This is a genomic window from Amycolatopsis sp. CA-230715, from assembly GCF_018736145.1.
In the GTDB taxonomy this organism is placed as follows: Bacteria; Actinomycetota; Actinomycetes; order Mycobacteriales; family Pseudonocardiaceae; genus Amycolatopsis.
Window position 1 is genome coordinate 479,571 of record NZ_CP059997.1, and the last position, 15,021, is coordinate 494,591.

Here is a 15,021-nt window from a genome sequence, read left to right on the forward strand (position 1 = left end):
GCGCTCGTCCTCCTCGGGTCCGCCAGGATGGTAGTCCGACGGTGCCGCGATGGCGGGCGGTTCCCTTCGGTCAGCGCACGAACGTGAGGTAGATCAGCGCGAGGTTGAGCGCGATGATGACCGCGGCGACGCACCACGCGAGCACGGTGACGACGCGCCCGTTCGCGTCCGTCCCCATGAGACGGCGGTCGCCGGTGAGCCGGATCAGCGGGATGAGCGCGAACGGGATCCCGAACGACAGGACCACCTGCGACACCACGAGCGCGCGGCTGGGGTCGGCCCCGAGCGCGAGCACCACGACCGCGGGCGCGAGCGTCACCATCCGCCGCAGCAGCAACGGGATCCGCTTGCGCAGCAGGCCTTGCATGATCATCGCGCCCGCGTAGGCACCGACCGAAGTGGACGCGAGGCCGGAGGCGAGCAGCCCGATCGCGAACAGCAGCGCCACGCCGGGGCCGAGCACCTGCCCGACGGCGGCGTGCGCGCCTTCGATCGAGTCGACGCCGTCGCGCCCGCGCAGGGTCGTCGCGGCGAGCAGCAGCATCGCGAGGTTGACCGCGCCCGCCAGCAGCATCGCCAGCCCGACGTCGAACTTGGTCACCTTCAGCAGGCGTTTCCGTTGCGCCGCTTCGGGTTTGCCGTGCCGGTCGCGCGCGAGTCCGGAGTGGAGGTACACCGCGTGCGGCATCACGGTGGCACCGAGCATGGCGGCCGCGATCAGCACGCTCTCGGCGCCGTCGAACCGCGGCACGAGGCCGCCGAGCGCCGAGGACACCGACGGCGGCTCGACGAACAGGCTCGCGAGGAACCCGACCGCGATCACCCCGAGCAGCCCGGTGACGACCCGTTCGAACGGGCGCTGGCCGCGCCGGTCCTGCACGAGCAGCAGCGCCATCGAAACCGCGCCGGTGACCAGTCCGCCGGCGAGCAGCGGCAGGTCGAACAGGAGGTTCAGCGCGATCGCGCCGCCGACCACCTCGGCGAGATCGGTCGCGACGGCGACCAGCTCCGCCTGCGCCCAGTAGGCGAGCCGCACCGGCCGCGGCAACCGCTCCCGTACCGCCTCCGGCAGCGACATCCCGGTGACCAGGCCGAGCTTCGCGGACAGGAACTGCACGAGCGCGGCCATCAGGTTGGCCGCCACGATCACCCAGACCAGCAGGTAACCGAACTGGGCGCCGGCGCTGACGTTCGACGCCACGTTGCCAGGGTCGACGTAGGCGATCGCCGCGACGAACGCGGGCCCCAGCAGCATCGACCCGGCGCGGACCTTGGCCAGCTTCGGCTGTGCCGTGTCCGTCAGCGCCATCGGGTCACCTCGCGTTTGTCGGCAGTGCCAAATTCAAGTTTAGGCACGCCGAACTTTGGGTTGCAAGGTGCTGTACACCACTGGCCGAAGGCCTTCTCGCTAGGTGATGGCGACCTCGTGGCCGGATTCGCGGAGCGCGGCGATCGCGCGGTCGAGGTCGTCCGCCTTCACCAGGATGTGGTCGGTGTCGAAAGTGGACAGTGAGAACAGCGCGACCCCGGCCGCGGCCAGTTCGCTCGACAGCGCGGCGATGATGCCGGTCAAGGTGAACTCGAGCGGCCCGCGCACGGTGAGCAGGCGCCAGCCCGCCTCCGCGTCGGCGGTCTCCGGCGCCAGGTCCGCGGGGCAGACCACGGACAGCTCGGTGGGCGTTCTGGTCAGTGAGACGAGCGAGTCGCCGGAGCCGGTGAGCAGGGTGGCGGGGAACGGCGCGTCGGACGCCAGCCGCGCCACCGCGTACTCCCCCGGCCGGACGTCGATACCGAGTCGCCGCATCACCCTTCGAGCACCTTCGGGCTCGACGCGATCTCGGTGCCGTCGGGCAGCGTCGAGATGGTGAAGTCGGCGAACACGTTGCCCGCCACCTTCTGCAGCTGGCGCAGGCATTCCACGGCGAGCGCACGGATCTCGACGTCGGCGTGCTCGGTGGCGCGCATCGCGACGAAGTGCCGCCACGCACGGTAGTTGCCCGTGACGACGATGCGGGTCTCGGTCGCGTTCGGGAGCACCGCGCGCGCGGCCTGGCGGGCCTGCTTACGGCGCAGGGTGGCGCTGGGCGCGTCGGCGAACTTGTCCTCGAGCCCGGTGAGCAGTTCGGTGTAGGCGTCGACGCTCGCCTGCGCCGCGGCGAGGAACTTCTCGTGCAGTTCCGGGTCGTTCGCGATGACCTCCGGCTCGACGAACGCCGCGTCGCGCTCGGGCACGTACCGCTGGGAAAGCTGCGAGTAGGAGAAGTGCCGGTGCCGGATCAGCTCGTGGGTGAGCGACCGCGAGATCCCGGTGATGTAGAACGTGGCGGACCCGTGCTCCAGCACGGAAAGGTGCCCGACCTCGATGATGTGGTCGATGTACCCGGCGTTCGTCGCGGTCTTCGGGTTGGGCTTCTTCCACGACTGGTAGCACGCCCTGCCCGCGAATTCGGCGAGCGCCTCACCCCCGTCGGCGTCGGTGGACCACGGCACGTCCTCGGGTGGGAAGAACTCCGTCTTCGCGATCAACTGGACCTTCGGCGACGCCGTTCCGGCCACGTCCGCACTCCATTCTCCCCCGCGCCCTGCTTCGACATCAGGCAGCGTAACCGGCGGCGGGCCGATCACCGCACACGACAGGCGCACCACTGCCGACACCACTTTCTCCTTGACCGACACCACGACTGGTGTCATTGTGGTGTCATGGACCTGACGCCGTACATCACCACTCTCCGTGAAGACCTCACGACGACGGCATCCGCGGGCGACGACCAGACCCGCCGGGCCGCCGCGGTGCTTTCCGCCGCACTCGAACCCGCCGCGCGGCTGACCCTGATGAACGCGCTCGCCGATCTCGCCGCCGAGGTCACCGCGAGCCTGCCCGGCCACGTCGTCGAGGTCCGCCTCGACGGGCGGGACGTGCGGGTGGTGGTCACCGGCACGCGCTCGCACGACGACGGCCCCGGCGGGCAGGACGAGCCGGAGCGCCCCGAGCCACCGAAGTCGATGCCGATCGACGGCGGCGACATCAGCCGCATGACGCTGCGCATGGTCGAGCAGATCAAGGGCCAGGCCGAGCAGGCGGCCGCGGCGCAGGGCGTCTCCCTCAACACGTTCATCTCGCAGGCCGTGCAGGGCGCGCTCCACGGCGCGACCAAGCACGGCGGCGGTGGCGAGCACGGGCAGGGCGGGCCGCCGCGCGACAAGCGGCCCGACTCCCACCTGCACGGCTGGGTGGAGGGCTGATCATGAGCGAGAGCATCGAAACCCCTATCCGCAACGACACCTTCAGCGTCGACGGCACCCTCGAACTCGATCTCACCGTGCTGCTGGGCAGGGTCGAGGTCGAGCTCGCCGAGACCACCGAGGCCTGGGTGGAGGTGCGCCACGACCCCGGCTCGCAGGAGGTGTGGGCCGAGAACGTCACGAACGTGCTCAACTGGGTCAGCGAGCGGTTCGGCGGTCAGTTCGGCTCCGATTTCCGCGGCAGTCCCGCGGAGGCGGTCAGCGCCACCAAGATCGAGAAGACCGGCAACCGGATCACCGTGCGCGCGCCGAAAACCCTGCCGCTGCGCAACATCCCGCTCGCGGTCACCGTGCACGCGCCGTCGGGTTCGCAGCTCGAGATCCGCGCCGGCTCGGCCAACGTGACCGTGACCGGCACCGCGGGGCGCACCGGGATCTCCACCGGGTCCGGTGAGGTCCGGCTCGACCGCACGGACGGCAGCGCGAACGTGCGCACCGGCTCCGGTGCGATCCGGCTCGGTCCCGCGATCTCGGGCCTGCAGGTGCGGACCGGCAGCGGCGACGTGGAAGCCGCGTCGCTGTCCGGTTCGGCGACCGTCACCACCGGCACCGGCGACATCTGGTTCGGCGCCGTCTCCGGGGAGGTGATGGCGCGCAGCGGCAGCGGCGACCTGTCCGTGGCCGAGGCCGCGGGCGGCTCGCTGGAGCTGATCACCGGCTCCGGCGAGGTCCGGATCGGGATCAGGACCGGAGTGCACGCCGAGATCGACCTGTCGTCCACTTCGGGCAAGGTGTCTAGCGAACTCGACGTCGAAACCGAGGCGCCGTCGGACGGTGTCGCGCTGCGAGTGCGCGCGCGCACCGGTTCCGGGAACGCGGTGCTGACGCGCGCCGCGCAGTGACCGGTCCACAGTAGACCGGAAAGCCACGCACCAGGGGGAAAGTGGACCGCCGGTGCCCGCCGCGGCGGGCACCGGCGGTTCAGTCGCCGTCCACCCAGCCGTGCGCCACGGCGATCTCGCGGAACCGGCGCCGCACCGCGACGATCTGCTCGCCGGTGAGCGAGGGCGCCGCGGCGAGCAGCGCCTCGGTCAGCTCACCGGAGAACTCCGCGCCGGAGAGGACGTCGCACAGGCCGTCGTCCGCGGGCTGCTCCACCGGTGCGGCCGCGGTCCGCTGCGCGGCAACGGGATTCGCCGCCTTCGGCACGCGGGGGACGTCCGGTTCGTCGAGGATCTGGACGTGGGACGCCTTCAGGCCCCGCTGCCCGTCCTCGACGACGAACTCCACGAGCGCGCCGGGCGCCACGAACCGTTTGTCGAATTCGAGATCGTTGACGTGCATGAACACGTCCTCACCCCCGGTGTCGGGGGAAACGAAACCATATCCGCGGAACTCGTCGAACCGCACAACCCGCCCAGTGACCGCCACAGCTCATCCCCATCCATCGATACCGCCCGCCACCACCACAACAGCAGCTCTTTCCGGGGAAGATACCGCGCCCGCGCGGACGAGCACAATCCTCGTCTTCAGCGAATCGCGGCACCGGGGTTCAGCGCCGAATACCAAGGAGACCGAAAGTAGGCCAACCAGGGAAGGCAGCCTGGCCCGCGTAGGTCCGCTTACTTTCGGTCAGTTTGGTATCTACTAGCGCTGTAGCAGGCGAGCCAGCCCGTGGCGCGGTGGTCGCCGCGCCAGGTGAACAGCGCGGCGCCCGGTTCACCCAGTTCCCCTTGTGGCAGCGCCACCCGTACGCCGCCCTTCGGCACCGCGTCGCGCCGGTACCGCCCGCCGAGCCAGGTGCCGAGCACGCTGCCGTCGGGACCGGACGCCGTCACCACGCCGTCGGCGTGCCCGATCTCCGCGGCGGTCGCGCGTTCGCGCAGCAGCGCGAGGTACGACTGCTCGTCGAGCACGGTGCCGCGCGGACGGGCCTGGACCGTCCAATCCGGACTCGTCAGGCCGCGTCCGGTCGCCGCGGCGAACAGGTCGGGCACGAGATCCTCGGCGTGCGGCGGAGTGGCGAGCTGTTCGCACATCCACAGCAGCCTTCCCGCGCCGCGCCGCGGGCGGCAGCGCCGCCAGCGGACCCGCCTGCCGAGATCGGCGGCCACGATCGCGCTCCACGGGTGCACCGTGCCGAGCAGCCCCTGGCAGCCGAGCCAGTGCAGGTACCTCGGCGCCTCTTCCAGCGCCGGATACAGTGCCACGTAAGGGATTCCGTCGATCACGCGCGCACCGCGCCGGAACGCGTCCGGGGTCGCCGCCACCAGCCGCAGCGCCATCCTGGCGAGATCGCCGCGCTGGTACTCGCCGCCGCCCGGCCGCAACGCCCGCACCACGACGGGTTTCAGCTCCTCGCTGATCGCGGTGCCAGCCAGTTTCGGGACCACAGTGGACACCAGGTCGATCAGTGCCCCTTCCGCCTCGTCCGGCCCTTCCGGCAGCTCGGTTCCGGCGAGGGCGAGGCGGATCTCGTGGCCGACCGTCGCGGAGACCATCAGGCGCGCGGTGAGCAGTCCCAGTTCGGTCGCCACGACCCGTTCGGCGTCATCCGGTGCGGCGGCGAGGAACCCGGCCTCGGTGAGGAAGTCGATCGCGCGGCGCAGCGGCGCGAGGCTCCGGCTCCCCTGGTGGCAGGCGAACGTGCCCACCCACCACCGTTCGGCCTCGGCGAGGGAGGAAATGCGGCCCTGCACGGCTTCGGCGAGCACGTGGTCGGCGAGGCTGGATTCGATCTGCGAGCGCACGGTGTGCCCCGCCACCAGTTTCGCCTGCCACGCGGCGCGTTCGTTCTCGGTGACGATGAGGAAGGCCCAGCCCTCGCGCTCCCCCGCGCCGATCCGACCGGCACGCCCGAACATCTGCTGCACGGTCGCGACGTCGATCGGGTTGAGCCCCACCTCGGTGTCCTGGATGACCACGGCGCGCGCGGGCAGGTTGACCCCGGCCGCGACCGTGGAGGTGGCCACCAGCACGTCCAGCTCGCGCGCCCGGAAGTCCACTTCGGACTGTCGCTTGTGCTCCCAGCCCTTGTAGTGCAGCCCGACCCGCGCCGACCGGCACACCTCGTGCAGCCGATCGAGGTCGTCGGGGTGCACCCCGTCGGTCGCCGCCCCGAGCGCGGCGGCGATGATCAGCGCGGTGCGGCGCACGTTCCGCTTGCTGCCGCAGAAGACGAGCACGCTGCCGCCGTCACGCGTGACGGTTCTGGTGATCGAACTCGCCAGCCGGATCCGCGCCGTTTCGACCAGTCCCCAGTCGCGGTGCGCGGCGATGGTCGGCAGCTGCCAGGTGAGCTTGCTCGGCCGCCACGCCACGCGGAGCAGCTTCGCGCCGAGCCACGCCGCGACCTGGTCCGCGTTGGACACCGTGGCGGACAGCCCGATGATGCGCATCCGCGCGTCCTCGCCGCGCATCCTGGCGAGCAGCGCTTCGAGCACCGGGCCGCGCGCGGGGTCGCCGAGCAGGTGGATCTCGTCGACGATGAGGCAGCCGACCTCGGTCAGCGCCTCCCGCAACGACGAGGCACGGCAGATCGCCTCGAACTTCTCGGTGGTGGCCACCCACAGATCCGCCTCGCGGACCCGTTGGATGTCCACGCTGTACTCACCGGACAGCCGCTCGACGCGCAGCCCCTGCGCGCGCCACTGGTCCAGCTCGTGGTTCAGCTCGTCGGTCAGCGAGCGCTGGGGCACCAGCCACGCGGCCTTGCGCCCCTGCGCCAGCACGGCCTTGAGCGCGGCGGTCATGCCCATCACCGTCTTGCCAGCCCCGGTGGGCGCGACGATCACCAGGTGGTCGTCGTGCGCCAGCACCTCGGGCACGGTGACCGCCTGCGCCGGGTTCAGCTCCGGGAAGGGCAGGAACCGCAACCACTCCGGCGGCAGCACGTCCGCGGCGGCCACCGGCGACACGCCCTCCGGTGACACGTGCGCCTGCCACAGCGCATCGAACGCGTCACGGGCGGCTTCGGCGGCGTCACCGCCCAGCCGGGGGAACTGCCGCGGCACCGACTTCCCGAGATGGCACTCCGCGGTATCGACGGTGAGCCGCGACGGCGACGAGCCGCGCACGGTCTCCTCCTCCAGCAGGTACCGGACGCGGCGCACGGCGGTGTCGCCGACGCCGTTGGCGAGCAGCTTTTCGGTGAGCACGGTGAACCGCTCGTCGTCGGGGACCAGCACGCGCACGTCGTCGCCGGGGGCGAACCCGGGAAGGTCCGCGTCGGGATCGGTGATCTTCGCCCACAGCACACCCGAATCCCCGCTGCCGGTCGCCTCGGGGATTGGGTCGGGGGGTGGCACCGCGCCACGGTAGCCCACGAACGGAGGACACCCGTTCAGGCCGGGCGCGTGTCGCCCCGGGTCTTAGGATGACCGCCGAGGAGGGAACACTGGTGAGCGCGCAGGGGGCGAGCCCGGTCCTGGTCGGCCGCGAACGGGAAACCGCGCGGTTGACCGGCGCGCTGGCGCGCTGCGCCGGTGGCGAGCACGCGACCGTGCTGATCGGCGGCGAAGCCGGGATCGGGAAGTCCAGGCTCGTCACCGAAATCACCGGTTCCGCCGAAGCCGCCGACGCACGGGTGCTCGTCGGCGGGTGCGTCGATCTCGGCGGCGCCGCTCTCCCGTTCGTGCCGTTCGTCGCCGCGTTTCGCGGTCTCACCGCCGATCCGGATTTCGCCGAAGCGGTCCCGGCTCCGGTGCGCGCCGAACTCGCGCCGCTGCTCCCCGGCGACACCGGCGGCGAACCGCGGCACACCGGCGACGACGCCCGTGCCCGGCTCTTCGAAGGCGCGCTCACCCTTCTCGCGCGCCTCGCCGCCATTCGCCCGCTCGTGCTCGTCGTCGAGGACGCGCACTGGGCCGACCGGTCCAGCCGCGACCTGCTGCAGTTCCTGGTCCGCAACCAGCGCGCGATCCCCGGCTCGCTCCTGGTGGTCACCCACCGCTCCGACGAACTCGGCAGGGCGCATCCCCTGCGGCCGCTGCTCGCCGAACTCGGCCGCGTCCCGTGGGTCGAGCGGATCGAGCTCGCCAGGCTCACCCGCCGGGAGGTCGTGCACCAGATCCGCGCGATCCTCGACGCCGAGCCCGCGCCCGAACTCGTCGGCGCGGTGCACGAACGCAGTGAAGGCAACCCGCTGTTCGTCGAAGCGGTGCTCGAAGCGGGCGACGGCCCGCTGCCGTCCTCGCTCGACGACCTGCTGCTCGCCCGCGTCGACCGGCTCACCGCGCACTTCCCCGGCGCCGCACCGATCGTGCGCGCGGCCAGCGCCGCCGTCGGCACGGTCGACCACGAACTGCTCGTGAGCGTCGCGGGAACAGCGCCGGGCGAAGCGGTTTCGGCGGCCGTCGACGCGGGCGTGCTCGTCGTCGACGGGGACGGCTACGCCTTCCGGCACGCGCTCATCCGGGACGCGGTGTACCGGACGCTGCTGCCCGGCGAGCGGATCGCCCTGCACGCGCGCTACGCCGACGCGATCAGGGCGGGCGCCACCGGCGGGCACTGGACCGAGGAACTCGCCCATCACCTTTACGCGGCAAGGAAATCCGGCGAAGCGCTGCACGCGGCGTGGGAGGCGGCGAGTGCCGCCCGCCGTTCACTCGCCTACGCCGAACAGCTGCGCCTGCTCTCGCGCGTGCTCGACCTGTGGGACCGCGTGCCCGATGCCGCCGACCGCGTCGGCACCGGGCGGTTCACCGTGCTCGAACGCGCGACGGAGGCGGCGAACCGCGCGGGCGACCCCGCCGAGGGCGACCGGCTCGCGACCACCGCGCTCGCCGAACTCGATCCCGCCGCCGACCGCGTCCGCACCGCGCTGCTGCTGGAACTCCGCGGGCGGATGCGCGGCCAGCTCGGCAGGCCCGACGCGCTCGAGGACCGCAGGCGCGCGGTCGAGATCGTGCCCGCGGGGCATCCCGCGCGCGGTTTCCTGCTCAACGCGCTGGCCGCCGCGCTGATGGAAGTGCCGCGGGAAGACGAGGCCCGCCGCTACGCCCAGCAAGGGCTCGCGGCCGCGCACGAAGCGGGCGACGATCCGTCGGAGGCCTCCGCGCTCGTCACGCTCGCCGTGCTCGACGCCAGGGACGGCGATCTCGACACCCAGCTCCCCCGGCTGGCCAAGGCGCGCGCGATCGCGGAAAACGTCGGCGCGCCAAGGGAACGGCTGCGGGCGCTGCACAGCGAGTCGACCCTGCTGCACGCGTTCGGGCGGCTCGGCGAGGCCGTGTCCGTGGCCAGGTCCGGTCTCGCCATCGCCCGCGACGCCGGGCTCGCCCGGTCCTACGGCGCCGCGCACGCCGTCGACCTGATCGCCGCGCTGATCTCGGCTGGCCGCTGGGACGAGGCGCTCGAATCCGGTGACCACGCGCTCGAACTCGCGCCACCGGCCGGGTTCAGCGCGCACGTGTTGTGCCTCAAGGGTTTCATCGCCCTGCGCCGGGGTGATCTCCGCCTGCCCGGCGGGGTGCTCGCCCGCGTGCGTGAACTGCCCGGCACCGATATCCGGTTCCCGTCGGACCCGTTGCTGTTGCCCCGCCTCGAAATCGAACTCCGGCTCGCCCAGTGCCGCGCGGGCGAAGCGGCGACCGTGCTGGACGGCGCGCTCGCGGCGGGATTCCTGGACGCCTCGTCCCGCTTCACCTGGCCGTTGCTGGTCGCCGGTTCCCGGGTCGCGCGCGCACTCGGCGACGACGCCCTGCGGTCGCGATTGCGCGCGCGGGCGGACCTGGTGCGGACTGCGGGTCCGGTGCAGGCGGCGCATTCGCGAACGTTCGACGCGGAGATCGCCCGCGAGGACGTCGCGGCGTGGGAGTCGGCCACCGAGGCGTGGCGCGAGCTCGGACAACCTTGGGAGCGCGCGGAAACCGCGATGGGCGCGGCCGAGGCGACTATCGCCGCCGGGGACCGCGCCTCGGCGTCCGCGCACCTCGGCCGCGTGATCGACCTGGCCTCCTCGCTCGGCGCGACGCCCCTTCGCGAACGCGCCGCCGATCTCGCCCGCCGCGCGCGGATCACGCCTGGCGAACGGGCACCCCGCGCCGGACGGCACGGGCTGACACCGCGCGAACTCGAGATCCTGCACCTCGTCGCGGACGGGCTCGGCAACGCCGACATCGGCGAGCGGCTGTTCATCTCCGCGAAGACGGCGAGCGTGCACGTGTCCAACATCCTCGGCAAGCTCGCGGTCGCGAACCGGGTCGAAGCCGCCGCGCAGGCACGCCGCCTCGGACTGCTCACCTGAAGCCTTAGCCGGGTTTCCGGGCGGCGAACTAAGGCGCGCGCCCCTGTGCCGGTCCCCGCCTTAGGGACACCGTCGATCCCGCACGGGCCGGATCCACCGGCCCCGCCGGGATCGGGAAACCATGACCATCACCATCCTGGGGATACCGGGCAGCCTGCGGCGGGGGTCGGTCAACCGCCGCCTGCTCGCCGCGGCCACCCGCGAACTCCCCGCCGACGGCGTTCACCTGGCCGTGTGGGAAGAACTCGCCCTCGTGCCGCCGTTCGACGAGGACGCCGAAGACGGGCCCGCCCCGGCCGCCGTCGCCGGGCTGCGCGCCGCGATCGACGCCGCCGACGCGCTGCTGATCGCGACGCCCGAATACAACCGGTCGGTGCCGGGCCAGCTCAAGAACGCGCTGGACTGGGCTTCACGCCCGCACGGGGACGCCGCGCTCACCGGAAAGCCCGCGGCGGTCGTCGGCGCGAGCCCGAGCCCCGGCGGCGCGGCGGGCGCGCAGGAGCAGCTCGCGCGCGTGCTCACCGCCGCGGGCGCGACCGTCGTCGGCGATCCGCTCCCGGTGCCGCACGCGTTCCGCCAGTTCGGCGAGGACGACCGGCTGCTCGACCACGACCTGCGGGCCGCCCTCGCCGCGGTGCTCGACCGGCTGGCGCGGCACGTCCGGGCGGGAGCCGCGGCTTGACCGCGCCCGGAACGGCACCGGAGCGGACGCGGTGGGGCGCGGTGGTCGCGGTCTCCCTCGGCGTGGTGCTCGCCGGGCTCGACATGACGATCGTCGCGGTGGTGCTGCCGGTGCTCGGCGACGATCTCGGCGCCGGTTCGTCTGCGGCGCAATGGGTTCTGCTCGGGTATTCGCTCCCGTTGCTCGCGCTGAGCGTGCCCGCGGGACGCTGGCTCGACCGCGCCGACCCGAGGGCCGCGTTCGCGTTCGCCGTCGGCGGCTTCGGCGTCGCCAGCGCGCTGATCGCGCTCGCGCCCGGCTTCGCGCTCGTCGTGGCGGCGCGGGTGCTGCAAGGCCTCTTCGGGGCGTTGGTCGGCGTGACGGTGCTGCCGATCGTGGGCCGGTCGGTCCGCCGGGAGCACCGGGCGCGGGCGATGGCCGTGGTGCTCACGCTGATCCCGCTCAGCGGCGTCGCGGGCCCGGCGCTGGGCGGGTTGCTCACCGAGGCCTTCGGCTGGCGTTCGGTCTTCCTGGTCAACGTCCCGGTGGCGGCGCTCGCCGTCGCGTGCGGGATGCGTGCCATCGCGCGGGAGCGCGCGGGACTGCCGGTACCGGATCGCGGGATGCTGGCCGAAGTGCTGGTGCTCGGCGCGGCCTCGGCAGCGCTGTTCCTCGCGCTGGACCTCTTCGGCCGCCGCTCCGGACTCGTACCGCCACTGCTGCTGGTGGCCGTCGCGGCGGTGGGCACGGCGGTGTGGGCGGTGCTGCGCCCGTCCCGCCCGGTGCTCGCGCTCGTGCGGGCGCCGGGGATCCCCGGCGCGCTGCTCGCCCTGACCTCGGCCACCGCCGCGGTCGGCGCGGTGAACTTCCTGGTGCCCTACTTCCTTGCCACCACGGCGAATGCGGCCCCCGGCGAGATCGGGGCGGCGCTGCTGTGCCTTTCCGCCGCGATGGCCGTCACCTCACCCGTCGCGGGCGTGGTCGCCGACCGGGTGGGCAGTGGCCGGGTCGCGTTCGCGGGCGCGCTGGTGTTCGCGGGCGGGACGGCCTCGCTGCTGTGCACCGGCGACTCGGCCACCCCGGGCGGGCTCGCGTGGCGGCTGGCGCTGCTCGGCGTCGGGCAGGGCCTGTTCGCCGGTCCGAACGCGGCCGTGCTGCTGGACCTCACGCCCGCGAACCGGTTCGGGACGTCGGCCGGGGTGAGCGCGCTGGCGAGGAACCTCGGGTTCTCCCTCGGCCCGGCGCTCGGCGCGCTCACCTGGGCCACCGCCGAAGATCCCGCCGCCGGCTTCCGCGCCGGGGCGATCGCGGTGCTGGCCGTGGCCGCGCTTTCCGCGGCCGCTTCCCTTCCCCGGCACGGAAAACCCGCCGCGCTCAGAGCGCCGCGGACAACGAGCGGGCGAGGTCCCCGCGCCCGCCGGTGACCACGCCGTCGAGCTCCAGCCAGTCGGCCATGTGCCGGAGCTCGGCGGCGAGCTCGCCCGCCACGCGCTTCTTGTCCGTGCCGGGTTCGCTGAACGCGCCCTGCGCGCGCAACACGCCCGCGGCGCGATCCGCCTTGAGATCGACCCTGCCGACCAGTTCGCCGTCGAGCAGGAACGGGTACACGTAGTAGCCGTACTCCCGCTTGGGCTCCGGCACGTAGATCTCGATGCGGTAGCGGAAGCCGAACATCCGCTCGGTGCGCGCCCGCTCCCAGATCAGCGGGTCGAACGGGCACAGCAGCGCCCTGCCGGTGACCGACCGCGGCGTGCGGGCCGCCGCGTGCCGGTAGGCGGTGCCGCGCCAGCCCTCGACGGCGACCGGTTCGAGGACGCCGCCGTCGACCAGCTCGCCGACGGCCTGCCGGGTGATCTCCGGCCCGAGCCGGTAGTAGTCCCGCAGATCCGTTTCGGTGGCCACGCCGAGCGCGGTCGCCGAGTTCTCGACGAGCCGGCGCGCACCCTCCTCTTTGGACACCGAGCGGCCGTGGATCTCCGGCGGGACAACGCGTTCGGTGAGGTCGTAGAGGCGTTCGAACGAGCGGCGGGTGCCGGTGGTGAGCGTGCCCATGCCGAACAGCCACTCGCACACCTTCTTCACCTCCGACCGCTCCCACCACGAGCCGGGAGCGCGCTTCGACGCCCCGGCGACCTCGCGCTCGATACCGCCCGCGCCGATCGGGCCCAGTTCCTTGACCACGGCCAGCACGTCGTCGACCAGCCCCGGCGAGGCGTCCACCAAGGGCCGGTAGTTCCGCCACCAGCCTGGCCGCTTGGCACCGGAGTGCAGCAGCGGCCAGTCCTCCACCGGGATCAGGCTCGCCTCGTGCGCCCAGTACTCCACCAGCATCCGGGGCCGCTTGGCCGAATGCGCCCACGCCGCGTCGTCCACCAGCGCCGGGTCGTACGCGCCGAGCCGCGCGAACAACGGCGCGTAGTGCGCGCGCACCGCGACGTTCACCGAGTCCAGCTGGATCAGCCGCACGCGCGAAAGCACCTTCTTCAGGTGCCGCCGCGTCGGCTCGCCTGCCGGGCGGGGATCCGAGAAACCTTGCGCGGCCAGCGCCGTCCGCCGCGCGGCCGCCACACTCATCGTCTGCATGATCAGCTCATCGTGCCAGCACCCACCGACAATTCCGGTGGGGCCGCCCGTTAGGTTGCCGTGGTGAGCACCGCGAACGTCCGCCCCGCCACCACCGGCGACGCCACCGAGATCACCAGGATCCAGCGCGACACCTGGCGAACCGCCTACGCCGAACTGCTCGGTGAGCACGGGCTCGCCGAGCTGGACGCGGCCGACGCGGCACGGCAGTGGACCGCCGCGATCGACCACCCGGAGACGCGGGTCTTCGTGGCCACCGAAGGCGAGTTCACGGTCGGTTTCAGCGTGTCCGGCCCCGCACCGGAGCCGGACGCGGCGAACGCGGCGGGCGAGCTGCCCGAGGACGCCGGACGGCTCGCGATGATCGGGTCCGTGCTCGTCGAACCGCGCTGGGGCAGGCGCGGGCACGGCGGCCGCCTCCTCGCCGCGGCCGCGCGCGCGGTGGCGGAGCTCGGCGCCGAACGGGGCATCGCGTGGGTCGCGCAGGCCGACTCGGCCTCGCTCGGGCTCTACCGCCGCGCGGGCTGGAAACCGGACGGCACCGTCCGCACGCTCGACACCGGCGAGCGGACGGTGCGCGAAATCCGCCTCACCGGACCGCTCGACCTCGAACTGACCGACTAGGTTTGTGTTTTGTAAGCGGCGGAGCCGCTTGAGTGGCAAGCAGCTCGCACCGCCACCCGCACCGCCACGCAAACCACTTACAAAACATCCTGCCGGTCGGTGAAGACGATCCAGCGCATCACGGAGTACATGAACACGCCCTCGCAGGCGCCCGCGATGAGGCGGGACAGGTGGTATTCCACGCCGAGCGCGGTGAGCCCGCTGCCGACGCCGAGGATGAACGCGGCGTAGTTGATCCCGACCGCGATCGCGTACTTCATCATCTGGCCACCCACCGGCGCGTGGGAGCGGAAGTTCATCGCCCGGTTCAGCACGAAGCTCAGCCCGAACGCGCACAGGTAGGCCAGCGTGATGGCGATCGGCACGGGCCACCCGAGCCCGCCGTGGAGCGCGGTGAGCAGGGCGAGGTCGACGCCGAAGGTGAAGCCGTTGATGACGGCGAAGCCGAGGAAGTTGGGCGCGATCCAGCGGCTCAGCCCGAACGGCAGCACGCGGACCACGGCCGCGCACAGCGCCGAGAACCGGTCGGGAAGGGATTCGCGATGCCGGGCGGGTGCCTCGGCCTGATCCTGCGCCACCTCACGAGAATCGCAGCCGCAGGTGACGGCGAGCCGTCCACGAGGTGATCTTCTGGTGCGTTCCCCCGCCAGGAAACGGGTGCCAA

General features: G+C 72.8%; 13 protein-coding genes. 6 read left to right on the top strand and 7 right to left on the bottom strand.

What is annotated here, in order from left to right; all coding sequences use genetic code 11:
• Positions 1 to 70 precede the first annotated feature (70 nt).
• The 3 genes from HUW46_RS02265 to thyX all read right to left on the bottom strand — a co-directional run bounded on the left by HUW46_RS02265 (position 71) and on the right by thyX (position 2,556).
• Positions 71 to 1,309, bottom strand: a complete 1,239-nt coding sequence (locus HUW46_RS02265) for an Nramp family divalent metal transporter (protein WP_215545673.1) — start codon at positions 1,307 to 1,309, stop codon at positions 71 to 73.
• Between the two features lie 99 nt (positions 1,310 to 1,408).
• Positions 1,409 to 1,804, bottom strand: a complete 396-nt coding sequence (locus HUW46_RS02270; RefSeq protein WP_215545674.1) for an ACT domain-containing protein — start codon at positions 1,802 to 1,804, stop codon at positions 1,409 to 1,411.
• Positions 1,804 to 2,556: an FAD-dependent thymidylate synthase gene (gene thyX, locus HUW46_RS02275; RefSeq protein ID WP_215545675.1), complete on the bottom strand. Its 753-nt coding sequence runs from the start codon at positions 2,554 to 2,556 to the stop codon at positions 1,804 to 1,806. Before thyX ends, HUW46_RS02270 begins: the two co-directional genes overlap by 1 nt.
• Positions 2,557 to 2,700: 144 nt before the next feature.
• On the opposite strand from thyX, the gene HUW46_RS02280 reads away from it, so the two are divergent.
• Both HUW46_RS02280 and HUW46_RS02285 read left to right on the top strand, forming a co-directional pair.
• The gene (locus HUW46_RS02280) at positions 2,701 to 3,243 is read left to right on the top strand and encodes a toxin-antitoxin system HicB family antitoxin (protein WP_215545676.1); all 543 of its coding nucleotides are present in this window, start codon (positions 2,701 to 2,703) and stop codon (positions 3,241 to 3,243) included.
• 2 nt (positions 3,244 to 3,245) lie between these two features.
• Positions 3,246 to 4,145, top strand: a complete 900-nt coding sequence (locus HUW46_RS02285; protein ID WP_215545677.1) for a DUF4097 family beta strand repeat-containing protein — start codon at positions 3,246 to 3,248, stop codon at positions 4,143 to 4,145.
• Between the two features lie 79 nt (positions 4,146 to 4,224).
• On the opposite strand, the gene HUW46_RS02290 is transcribed toward HUW46_RS02285, so the two are convergent.
• Together HUW46_RS02290 and HUW46_RS02295 are read right to left on the bottom strand one after the other, a co-directional pair.
• The gene (locus HUW46_RS02290) at positions 4,225 to 4,674 is read right to left on the bottom strand and encodes a cold shock domain-containing protein (RefSeq protein ID WP_215545678.1); all 450 of its coding nucleotides are present in this window, start codon (positions 4,672 to 4,674) and stop codon (positions 4,225 to 4,227) included.
• 191 nt (positions 4,675 to 4,865) lie between these two features.
• Positions 4,866 to 7,550, bottom strand: coding sequence for a DEAD/DEAH box helicase (locus tag HUW46_RS02295; protein ID WP_215545679.1), 2,685 nt, complete (start codon positions 7,548 to 7,550; stop codon positions 4,866 to 4,868).
• Positions 7,551 to 7,618: 68 nt separating this feature from the next.
• Between HUW46_RS02295 and HUW46_RS02300 the strand changes: the two genes are divergently transcribed.
• The 3 genes from HUW46_RS02300 (at position 7,619) to HUW46_RS02310 (ending at position 12,574) form a co-directional block, all read left to right on the top strand.
• A complete protein-coding gene (locus HUW46_RS02300; protein ID WP_215545680.1) occupies positions 7,619 to 10,489 on the top strand; it encodes an ATP-binding protein in 2,871 nt (956 codons plus the stop codon).
• A 121-nt stretch (positions 10,490 to 10,610) separates the two neighbouring features.
• The gene (locus tag HUW46_RS02305) at positions 10,611 to 11,171 is read left to right on the top strand and encodes an NADPH-dependent FMN reductase (RefSeq protein ID WP_215545681.1); all 561 of its coding nucleotides are present in this window, start codon (positions 10,611 to 10,613) and stop codon (positions 11,169 to 11,171) included.
• The gene (locus tag HUW46_RS02310) at positions 11,168 to 12,574 is read left to right on the top strand and encodes an MFS transporter (RefSeq protein ID WP_215545682.1); all 1,407 of its coding nucleotides are present in this window, start codon (positions 11,168 to 11,170) and stop codon (positions 12,572 to 12,574) included. Before HUW46_RS02305 ends, HUW46_RS02310 begins: the two co-directional genes overlap by 4 nt.
• Here HUW46_RS02310 and HUW46_RS02315 read toward each other — a convergent pair.
• Positions 12,525 to 13,733, bottom strand: coding sequence for a winged helix-turn-helix domain-containing protein (locus tag HUW46_RS02315; RefSeq protein ID WP_215545683.1), 1,209 nt, complete (start codon positions 13,731 to 13,733; stop codon positions 12,525 to 12,527). The two genes, HUW46_RS02310 and HUW46_RS02315, sit on opposite strands and share 50 nt — an antisense overlap.
• A 63-nt stretch (positions 13,734 to 13,796) precedes the next feature.
• Here HUW46_RS02315 and HUW46_RS02320 point away from each other — a divergent pair, with 63 nt between their 5' ends.
• Positions 13,797 to 14,357, top strand: coding sequence for a GNAT family N-acetyltransferase (locus HUW46_RS02320; RefSeq protein WP_215545684.1), 561 nt, complete (start codon positions 13,797 to 13,799; stop codon positions 14,355 to 14,357).
• A gap of 77 nt (positions 14,358 to 14,434) precedes the next feature.
• Here the strand turns inward: HUW46_RS02320 and HUW46_RS02325 are convergent, their stop codons facing one another.
• Positions 14,435 to 14,935 carry a GtrA family protein gene (locus tag HUW46_RS02325; protein ID WP_254125734.1) on the bottom strand — a complete coding sequence of 167 codons (501 nt, stop codon included), beginning with the start codon at positions 14,933 to 14,935 and terminating at the stop codon, positions 14,435 to 14,437.
• Positions 14,936 to 15,021: the final 86 nt, after the last annotated feature.